Source organism: Streptomyces aurantiacus, from assembly GCF_001418335.1.
Classification (GTDB): Bacteria; Actinomycetota; Actinomycetes; order Streptomycetales; family Streptomycetaceae; genus Streptomyces; species Streptomyces aurantiacus.
On the sequence record NZ_LIPP01000269.1, the window covers coordinates 19,339 to 28,205 of the forward strand.

9 protein-coding genes, 1 tRNA gene and 1 pseudogene are annotated in these 8,867 nt (G+C 68.2%); 4 read left to right on the forward strand and 7 right to left on the reverse strand.

Going from position 1 to position 8,867, the window contains the following annotated elements; translation table 11 throughout:
• Nucleotides 1–82: 82 nt before the first annotated feature.
• From AOK01_RS30410 to AOK01_RS30420, 4 genes and pseudogenes are all read right to left on the reverse strand, one after another.
• Complete coding sequence (locus tag AOK01_RS30410) at nucleotides 83–721, reverse strand: aminodeoxychorismate/anthranilate synthase component II (RefSeq protein ID WP_055517309.1); 639 nt, start codon at nucleotides 719–721, stop codon at nucleotides 83–85.
• Nucleotides 718–916 (reverse strand): annotated as a pseudogene (locus AOK01_RS43035) (hypothetical protein). The gene AOK01_RS30410 and the pseudogene AOK01_RS43035 overlap by 4 nt, the downstream one beginning before the upstream one ends.
• A gap of 16 nt (nucleotides 917–932) precedes the next feature.
• Entirely contained in the window at nucleotides 933–1,676 is a 744-nt protein-coding gene (locus AOK01_RS30415) for a class E sortase (protein WP_055517318.1), read from the reverse strand.
• Nucleotides 1,677–1,723: 47 nt separating this feature from the next.
• Entirely contained in the window at nucleotides 1,724–2,503 is a 780-nt protein-coding gene (locus tag AOK01_RS30420) for a DUF881 domain-containing protein (protein WP_079103881.1), read from the reverse strand.
• A gap of 139 nt (nucleotides 2,504–2,642) precedes the next feature.
• On the opposite strand from AOK01_RS30420, the gene crgA reads away from it, so the two are divergent.
• On the forward strand, nucleotides 2,643–2,897 hold the full coding sequence (gene crgA / locus AOK01_RS30425) for a cell division protein CrgA (RefSeq protein ID WP_055517312.1): 255 nt from the start codon (nucleotides 2,643–2,645) through the stop codon (nucleotides 2,895–2,897).
• A 447-nt stretch (nucleotides 2,898–3,344) separates the two neighbouring features.
• On the opposite strand, the gene AOK01_RS30430 is transcribed toward crgA, so the two are convergent.
• Nucleotides 3,345–4,241 (reverse strand): rhomboid family intramembrane serine protease, encoded by an 897-nt coding sequence (locus tag AOK01_RS30430; RefSeq protein WP_055517320.1) that lies wholly within the window; start codon nucleotides 4,239–4,241, stop codon nucleotides 3,345–3,347.
• A 178-nt stretch (nucleotides 4,242–4,419) separates the two neighbouring features.
• A complete protein-coding gene (locus AOK01_RS30435; RefSeq protein ID WP_055517313.1) occupies nucleotides 4,420–4,947 on the reverse strand; it encodes a peptidylprolyl isomerase in 528 nt (175 codons plus the stop codon).
• A 384-nt stretch (nucleotides 4,948–5,331) separates the two neighbouring features.
• On the opposite strand from AOK01_RS30435, the gene AOK01_RS30440 reads away from it, so the two are divergent.
• Nucleotides 5,332–6,051, forward strand: a complete 720-nt coding sequence (locus tag AOK01_RS30440) for a DUF5324 family protein (RefSeq protein ID WP_055517321.1) — start codon at nucleotides 5,332–5,334, stop codon at nucleotides 6,049–6,051.
• Nucleotides 6,052–6,837: 786 nt separating this feature from the next.
• Here the strand turns inward: AOK01_RS30440 and AOK01_RS30445 are convergent.
• Nucleotides 6,838–6,910: transfer RNA gene (locus AOK01_RS30445), tRNA-Ala, on the reverse strand.
• A 183-nt stretch (nucleotides 6,911–7,093) separates the two neighbouring features.
• Here AOK01_RS30445 and AOK01_RS30450 point away from each other — a divergent pair.
• Together AOK01_RS30450 and AOK01_RS30455 are read left to right on the forward strand one after the other, a co-directional pair.
• Nucleotides 7,094–7,645, forward strand: coding sequence for a helix-turn-helix domain-containing protein (locus tag AOK01_RS30450; RefSeq protein ID WP_055517315.1), 552 nt, complete (start codon nucleotides 7,094–7,096; stop codon nucleotides 7,643–7,645).
• Nucleotides 7,646–7,774: 129 nt separating this feature from the next.
• A partial coding sequence (locus tag AOK01_RS30455) for a serine/threonine-protein kinase (RefSeq protein WP_245702479.1) occupies nucleotides 7,775–8,867 on the forward strand: 1,093 nt, incomplete at its 3' end.

Genomic DNA, 8,867 nt, shown 5'->3' on the forward strand with positions numbered 1-8,867 from the left:
GGCGCCTCGAACGCCGCAGCGCCCCCGTACCCGGCGTCCTCGCGGTACGGGCCGGCACTGTCGCGCTCGGGGCGCAGGGCGGTCACGCCGTGACCCTGCCCACCACCGGGGCGAGCCCCACCGACCTGGCCACGGCTCCCTGGTCGCCGCACTCCACCAGCCAGTTGGCCAGCATGTGGTGACCGTGCTCGGTCAGCACGGACTCTGGGTGGAACTGCACGCCCTCGACCGGTAGTTCACGATGTCTGAGACCCATGATGATCCCGTCCTCGGTACGGGCCGTGACCTCCAGGTCGGCCGGCACGGTCGTCGGCTCGGCGGCCAGCGAGTGGTAGCGGGTCGCGACGAAGGGCGACGGCAGCCCGGCGAACACGCCCTTGCCGTCGTGCTCGACCGGCGAGGTCTTGCCGTGCAGCAGCTCGGGCGCGCGGTCCACCACGCCGCCGTACGCCACCTGCATCGACTGCATTCCGAGGCAGACCCCGAAGACGGGGACCCCGGTCGCGGCGCAGTGCCGCACCATGTCGACGCAGACCCCGGCCTCCTCGGGAGTACCCGGCCCTGGCGACAGCAGCACGCCGTCGAACCCGTCCTGCGCGTGCGCCATCGCCACCTCGTCGTTGCGCAGCACCTCGCACTCGGCGCCGAGCTGGTAGAGGTACTGGACCAGGTTGAAGACGAAGCTGTCGTAGTTGTCGACGACGAGAATCCGCGCGCTCACTGGTTGTCCACCGTCACATCGTTGAAGGGCAGCAGCGGTTCGGCCCACGGGAAGACGTACTGGAAGAGCACGTAGACCGCCGCGAGGACCAGCACGATGGAGAGCAGTGCCCTGATCCACGTGTTCCCTGGCAGATGCCGCCAGATAAAGCCGTACATGCCGTCCCTTCCGTCGCACCCACGGCACCAGACTCACGCCGTACCCGACCAGACTAACGGCGCAGGGCCTCCGGTTTCCCAGCCTCTGCGGGCTGGGTCGCATCAAGATGCGCCCAGACGATCAGCCGGTGACTGTGGCCCCATTCGGGGTCGCAGGTGGTCAGCGTCAGATAGCGGCCCTCTCGCGTGTACCCGGACTTCCTCGGTACGGGGTCGATGACCGCCGTGTCACCGGGGAGCGTCCTGTACGGCTCGGTGTCGACGCGGTACGTGAACCATGTCGTGCCGTCGGTCAGCACCACGGGGTCCCCCGGGCGCAACCGGGGGAAGTCCTTGAACGGGTCCCCGTACGTCCGGCGATGGCCAGCGACGGCGAAGTTGCCCCGCTCACCGAGGCGCGCGGTGCTCGCGTAGTGGCCCAGGCCCTTCTTGAGGGTCTTCGTCCCGGTGCCTTCGAGCACGGGCTTGTTCCACGTGAAACCAAGCCGCGGAATGTACATGACGGCGAAGGGCCTGCCGTTCCTGTACGCGACGGACTTCGCCGGGGCTGGAGCCGGAGCCGCACTCGGGCTGCCCGTTCCCGTCTCGGCTCCCGGCCCTGTCCCCATCTCCGTCGGCCTGTCGGGCTCGGCCGTCGCGGAACCCTTCGCCCACTGCTGCTGGAGCTGCTCGATCTGGTCGTTCATCGCGGCGTCGGCCTTCACACCCGTCCAGAACAACACGTAGACCACGAAGAGCACGATCACGGTGCCGACCGTGACGCACAGCTCGCTGAACGTCCTCACGACCACTCGCACCGACACAAGGTCCCCCCAGCGGCAGTTGCTCACTACCTCACAGGCTTCTACTCCACGGGCTTCGCGTAGTGGAGATCCACTGTGCCCGAGTAGCCGGGAAGAGTCACCGTCCCGTCCTCCTCGACCTTCCAGCCGAGCCCGTAGACGTTGACGTACACCATGTAGTTCTGGATGGCCTTGGACGCCGAGAGTGCCTTCTGCAGCTTCTCCGGGTCACCGACCGCCTGGATCTTGTACGGGGGTGAGTAGACGCGGCCCTGGAGGATCAGGGTGTTGCCGACGCAGCGGACGGCGCTGGTGGAGATCAGCCGCTGGTCCATGACCTTGATCCCCTCGGCGCCGCCCTGCCACAGGGCGTTGACCACGGCCTGGAGGTCCTGCTGGTGGATGACCAGGTAGTCGGGCTGCGGCTCGGGATAGCCGGGGAGCTTGGCCGTCGCGTTCGGAGGCGCGTCGTCGAGGGTGACGGTGAGGGCCTTGCCCTTGAGCTTGTGGGTGCCCGCGTTCTTCTCCAGGGCGGCGAGCTTGGCCGCCTCCGCCGCGGTGCTGCCGTTGTCCCGTTCGGCGAGGGTCTCGACGTCGTCGCGCAGTGATCCGTTGCTCTCGTCGAGCTGCCCGTTCTTGTGGCTGCGCTCCTGGATGAGGTCGGAGAGCCTCAGCAGCGAGGCGTCCGTACGGATGTTGGTGCCCTTGGCCGTGTCGAAGCTGGTGAAGAAGATCAGCCCGGCCAGCGCGAAGACGGCCACGGTCAACAGCCGCACCGGCCGGAATCGCCGGATACGGTCAGGGCTGGAACCCGACCGGGGAGAGTCGGCAGAATTGCTCAACGTACCCTTATCTCCTTCGGCGCCGCGGAAGCACTACGCTAACGGACGCCCGGGGGAGCACTAAGAGTCCCCTTGTACGCTGCCCCGGCAGCCCACGTTCTCTGCGCGGCCACGCAGCGCATCGACAGGAGAGACCCTCGTGCCGAAGTCACGTATCCGCAAGAAGGCCGACTACACGCCGCCCCCGGCGAAGCAGGCGACCAACATCAAGCTGAACAGCCGTGCCTGGGTCGCCCCGGTCATGCTGGCCATGTTCCTCATCGGCCTCGCCTGGATCGTCGTGTTCTACGTGACGGACGGCTCGCTGCCGATCGACTCGCTGGGCAACTGGAACATCGTGGTCGGCTTCGGTTTCATCGCGGCGGGATTCGGCGTCTCGACGCAGTGGAAGTAGCCCCCACCAGGGCCCAACGGTGATGGTCGAGGGCTTGCACGGACTCCGCGCAAGCCCTCATTCGCAACCCCTGGCGCAAGCTGTCCACCGAGTTATCCACAGCGATATCCACATGGGGACAAGGTTTTGGGGAGCCATGGGGAAAAGGTCGTAAGAGCTGTGGATAACCCACCGGGTGTTGACGCCGGTGTGACTGACCTACCGCAACCCGGAAGTGTGTTCGCCCCCCGTCCTGCCTGCGGAAACCCAGGTCAGCGACAGGGGGCACACCTGTTCCCCAACAGCATGCACAAGATCCGCCACGGTCTGTGGACAACGTGGCCTTCCGATGACTCTCGACAGCTCTCAGCCGGGGCTCGGACGTGGCTCGGACGGGGCTCAGTGCCTCTCTGGCTCGGGCGCCCGGCTCACAAGAAAGCCGGGCCGCCCGGCTCGGGTGAGCTGCGGTCAGGTGAGCTGCCCGGTCCTGACCAACGTCATGACCACCACCGCGATCAGCACCAGCGCGCACGCGCCGTACTGGATGAGCGCCCGGCGCTCCCTGGGCGCGTGCACCATCGCGTAACCGACGAGGACACCGCCGACGAGGCCGCCGATGTGGGCCTGCCACGCGATGTTGCTCCACCCGAAGGTGAAGATCAGGTTGATCACCAGCAGGGCGATGACCGGGCGCATGTCGTAATTGAGCCGCCGCATCAGGATGGCGGTCGCGCCGAAGAGGCCGAAGATCGCGCCGGAGGCACCGAGCGAGGGCTGGTTCGGCTCGGCGATCAGATACGTGAGCGCGCTGCCCGCGAGGCCGGAGACCCCGTACAGGGCGAGATAGCGGGCCCGGCCGAGGGCCGCCTCCAGGGGGCCGCCGATCCACCACAGGCTGAGCATGTTGAACGCGATGTGGATGTAGCTCCCGTGCAGGAACATCGCCGTGACCAGCCGGTACCACTGCCCCTCCGCGATGCCCTCGACGCTCCCGAGGACCGGCACGTACGCGCGGCCGATCAGGTTGAAGCTGTCGGTGACGCGGTCGCCCACGCGGAGCTGGACCAGGAAGGCGGCGAGGTTGAGTCCGACGAGGATCTTGGTGACGAGTCGCGGGTCCGAGGCGATCGTGCCGCCCGCGAGGGTGCGGGGCCGGGAGGCGCTGGGCGCGTGGCCCGTGCCGGAACCCTCCCGTACGCACTCGGGGCACTGGAAGCCGACCGAAGCGCTGATCATGCACTCCGGGCAGATGGGGCGCTCGCATCGCGTGCAGCGGACGCCGGTCTCGCGGTCCGGATGCCGGTAGCAGGTGGGCAGGCCCGGGGTGCCCTGCGGTTCCTGCGGGCTGCCTGGCGCCTGATCCATGGAGGTCCCCTTGTCCTTCGGCCGCACGCGGTATGCAACGCACCGCCCCGCTCATCCTTACGGACGGGCGGGGCGTTTGGTTCCCTGCGGGAGCTCTCCGGCACGGGCCGGGCAGAGGCTCGCCGACGGGTCTCGATTCAGCAGAATTCAGCGGAATTCGGCGGGAATTCAGCGGGATTCAGCGGGTCTCCACGGCGACCGACTCGATGACGACGTCCTCGACAGGGCGGTCGGTGCGCGGGTTGGTCGGCGCCGCGATGATGGTGTCCACGATCTTCTGGCTGGCCGCGTCGGTGACCTCACCGAAGATGGTGTGCTTGCGGGTCAGCCACGCCGTCGGGGAGACGGTGATGAAGAACTGCGAGCCGTTGGTGCCCGGGCCGGCGTTCGCCATGGCCAGCAGGTACGGCTTGTCGAAGGCGAGGTCGGGGTGGAACTCGTCCTCGAACTCATAACCGGGGCCGCCGGTGCCGTTGCCCAGCGGGTCACCGCCCTGGATCATGAATCCGCTGATCACCCGGTGGAAGACTGTGCCGTCGTAGAGCTTGTCGGTGGTCTTCTCACCCGTGGCCGGGTTGGTCCACTCACGCTCGCCCTTGGCGAGTTCGACGAAGTTCCGGACCGTTTTGGGCGCGTGGTTCGGCAGGAGCCGCACTTCGATGTCGCCTTGGTTGGTCTTCAGGGTGGCGTAAAGCTGCTCAGCCACGATCTGCCTTCCGTTGTCCTTTGTGACTCCCCGATCCTCGCATGGACCGCGCTGCCAGTCTTCCGTCACCGCCGGACAGGCCACTTCGGCCACCACGGGCCGCTTCAGCTGCTATGGGCCGCTCCAGTCGCCACGTACCGGACGGGCGCGCGGTGCGCGGATCCGTGCCATGGTCGTCGCAAGCTCCCATTGCACCGTATTGATCGGCTATTGCATCAAGTACACCCGGATTCACCATTCATGACCCGGATGCCCGCCCTCGCATGCCCCGGAGCGCTCCGGCAGGCATGATCCGGATAAGGGTGGAAAGGTGAACTGTGACTTTCCGGGGGATGGCCCCAAGCGCTCCAAGCCCCCATGTACGCCACCGAGGAGGAGGATCCCGTGACCCGCAAGGACAGCGTGCGCGCGGCGGCCGAGTCGGCGAAGGACAGCATGCGGCACGCCGCGGAAGTGGTGGCGCCCTACGCCGACACGACAAAGGACCGAGCCACCCACTACGCGCATGAAGCGCGCGTCAAGCTCGCGCCCATGGTGTCGTCCGCCGCTCTCCAAGCCGCCGAGCAGGCACGCACTCAGTACGACGCTCATCTCGCACCGCGGATCGGACAGGCACGTACCCATGTGCCGCCGAAGGTCGACCAGGCCGCGCACGAAGCCGCCGTCCGGACCCGCAAGGCCGCCCGGCAGGCAGCGGACTACTCCCGCCCGAGGCTGGAGCAGGCCAGGGCCGCGGCCGGCCCCGCCCGTGAGGAGGCCGCGTCCCGGAGCACGGCGGCACTGGCAGCCCTGCGCGGCCAGGTCTCGGCCAGGGAGATCGAGAAGCTGGTCCGCAAGCACGAGCGTCGGGCCAGGGCCGGCCGCCTCGCCAAGGGGCTGGCCGTTCTGGGCATCCTGGCCGGCGGCGCCTTCGCCGCGTGGAAGTGGTGGGACAAGCAGGCCAATCCCGACTGGCTGGTTGAACCGCCCGCCGCCACCGAGGTCCCGGAGACCGGCCGCCTGACGTCGGTCGACGGCAGCGGCCAGGAGGACCTCGACCCGGAGGTCCAGGCCAAGCAGGCCGAGGCGGAGGCCGAGGCGTCGGACCACAAGAAGCGCGGCTGACGCGACCGGCACGCCTGATGCCGTATGGCGCGGACACCCGCACCCGACAGACCGCAGGACCGCAGGACCGCAGGACAAGAGTGGCCGGCTGTGGGGCAAGGGACTTCAAGTCCCTTGCCCCACAGCCATGTTTCACGTGAAACCGACGCCCTTCGGCGAGGAGGCGCCGTTCATCCGGCGCACGGTGACGGCTGCCCGGCGGCCCCGTGAGCGGGCTGTTCACGTCTTTGACCCGCGATGACGTTTGCAACTGGCCGACTGCGCACCCTTCACGCCAATCCGCTTAACGGAGCGCACCTTTCTGATTACGCACCTTCGTTCACAGCAGCTCACGCATGCCTTCACGACTCCTGCATGCCACCCTCACGCCACCCCGACCCCTCGGGCGGTGGTCACCCCATCCCACCCGTACGCGACCCTTTGCGAAAACAATTGCAAAGATCGCAACGAAACCTTGTGATGCACCTCACGGATCATGCGCCCAACAGGGGTTTCGCCGCTCAGGAAAGGTGCACCGTGAAGTTTGATGAGGTCACGTCACGCCACGACAGGCGGTCAATTCCCTTTCGGACCCAACTCGTTGACCAGCCGGGTGTCGGACGGGAGCACCACGAAAACACGTGAGCCCAAAAATCTGCACGGTCGTCGGCCCTGGACCTCCCGGGCGGAAGCCCGCCGGTTCCCCGAACCCCCGAGGAAGCCGGTCCGCAACCCGCCCCACGCCCTGCCACACACCAAAGAACCCCCTCCGACCTGCGTAAAGCCGGTCGGAGGGGGTTCTTATCGTGGAGCCTAGGGGAGTCGAACCCCTGACATCTGCCATGCAAAGACAGCGCTCTACCAACTGAGCTAAGGCCCCGAAAGGGAGGGATGTGCCAGAAGGATCTCCCTCCGGACCACCACCGCAGACCAGAGTACCGGGTCACCCGGGGTATCCCGCAAAAAGATTGGGGCTCCCCGTGCACGACCACTCTCCGTAAGATGCACGACGTGGTTCGCTACAGCGAACCACGGTACTTGGGGAAGCGATGGGGAGACGCGCATGGACGCCGCACAGCAGGAAGCAACCGCGAGAGCCCGGGAGCTGCAGCGGAACTGGTACGGGGAGCCGCTGGGGGCGCTCTTCCGTAGGCTCATAGACGACCTGGGTCTCAACCAGGCCCGCCTGGCGGGGGTGCTCGGCCTGTCGGCGCCCATGCTGTCTCAGCTGATGAGCGGCCAGCGCGCCAAGATCGGCAATCCCGCGGTGGTCCAGCGTGTCCAGCTGCTGCAGGATCTCGCAGGTCAGGTGGCCGACGGCAGTGTGAGCGCCGCCGAAGCCACCGAGCGCATGGAGGAGATCAAGAAGTCGCAAGGAGGCTCGGTGCTCAACAACACCACGCAGTCGACGACCAGTTCGGGCGGGGCGCCCACGGTGAAGCGCGTGGTGCGCGAGATCCAGTCACTGCTGCGGTCGGTGTCCGCGGCGGGGGACATCATCGACGCGGCGGACACCCTCGCCCCGACGCACCCGGAACTGGCAGAGTTCCTCCGGGTGTACGGGGCCGGCCGCACTTCCGACGCGGTCGCCCACTACCAGTCCCACCAGAGCTGAGCACACCGCCCGGCCGCCGAACCTCCGCTACCGGAGTCCCGTTGGGCTCCGGTAGCAGGAAAAGCCAGGCAGCCGGGCACCTTGCAGAGGCCGCCGTACCGACCGCCGAAGGGGGATCGACGCACCGCCATGGGTGAGGTCTTCGCCGGCCGGTACGAACTGGTCGACCCGATCGGACACGGGGGAGTCGGTGCCGTCTGGCGCGCCTGGGACCACCGGCGGCGCCGGTACGTGGCCGCCAAGGTGCTCCAGCAGCGCGACGCCCACTCGCTGCTGCGGTTCGTGCGCGAGCAGGCGGTGCGGATCGACCATCCCCATGTGCTCGCTCCCGCCAGCTGGGCCGCCGACGACGACAAGGTCCTGTTCACCATGGGCCTCGTCGGTGGTGGCTCGCTGGTCCACCTGATCGGGGACTACGGTCCTCTGCCGCCGGCCTTCGTCTGCACACTGCTCGACCAGCTGTTGGCGGGGCTCGCCGCGGTGCACGCGGAGGGGGTCGTGCACCGTGACATCAAGCCCGCCAACATCCTGCTGGAGGCGACCGGCACGGGCCGTCCCCGGCTGCGGCTGTCCGACTTCGGCATCTCGATGCGCCTCGGCGAGCCCCGGCTCACGGAGACCAACTACGTGGTGGGCACACCCGGTTACGTCGCGCCTGAGCAGCTGACCGGCGCTGAGCCGGACTTCCCCGCCGACCTCTTCGCCGTAGGCCTGGTGGCCCTCTATCTCCTGGAAGGCGCCAAACCGGATGCCAAGGCCCTCGTCGAGCACTTCGCGGCGCATGGCACTCCGGGCGCCCCGAAGGGGATTCCCGAGCCTCTGTGGCAGGTTGTGGCGTCCTTGCTCGAACCGGACCCGCAGGCTCGGTTCCGCACCGCCAACGGAGCGCGTAAGGCGCTCGTCGCGGCCAGGGAACTCCTTCCGGAGCCCGGCCCCGACGACGAGCTGATCGAGATCTTCGACCAACTCGGCCCGCTTCCGGCGGGGTTCGGCCCCGAGGGCCCCCTCACGACCACACAGGCCTCCGCCCGCCCCCACGAGCAGGCACAGCCTCAAGAACAGCTACCGGCACGGCCCCAGCGGCACGACAGCGCGCCCCGGCTCCCTGATCCGAACGCCTCACCCCCGTCCCCGTCCCCGCGGACCGGCGCGGTCTCCCCGGAGGTCCACACGGGAGCCGTCTCCCCAACGGTGCACCCCGCCCCCGAGCTTCCCTCTGCTG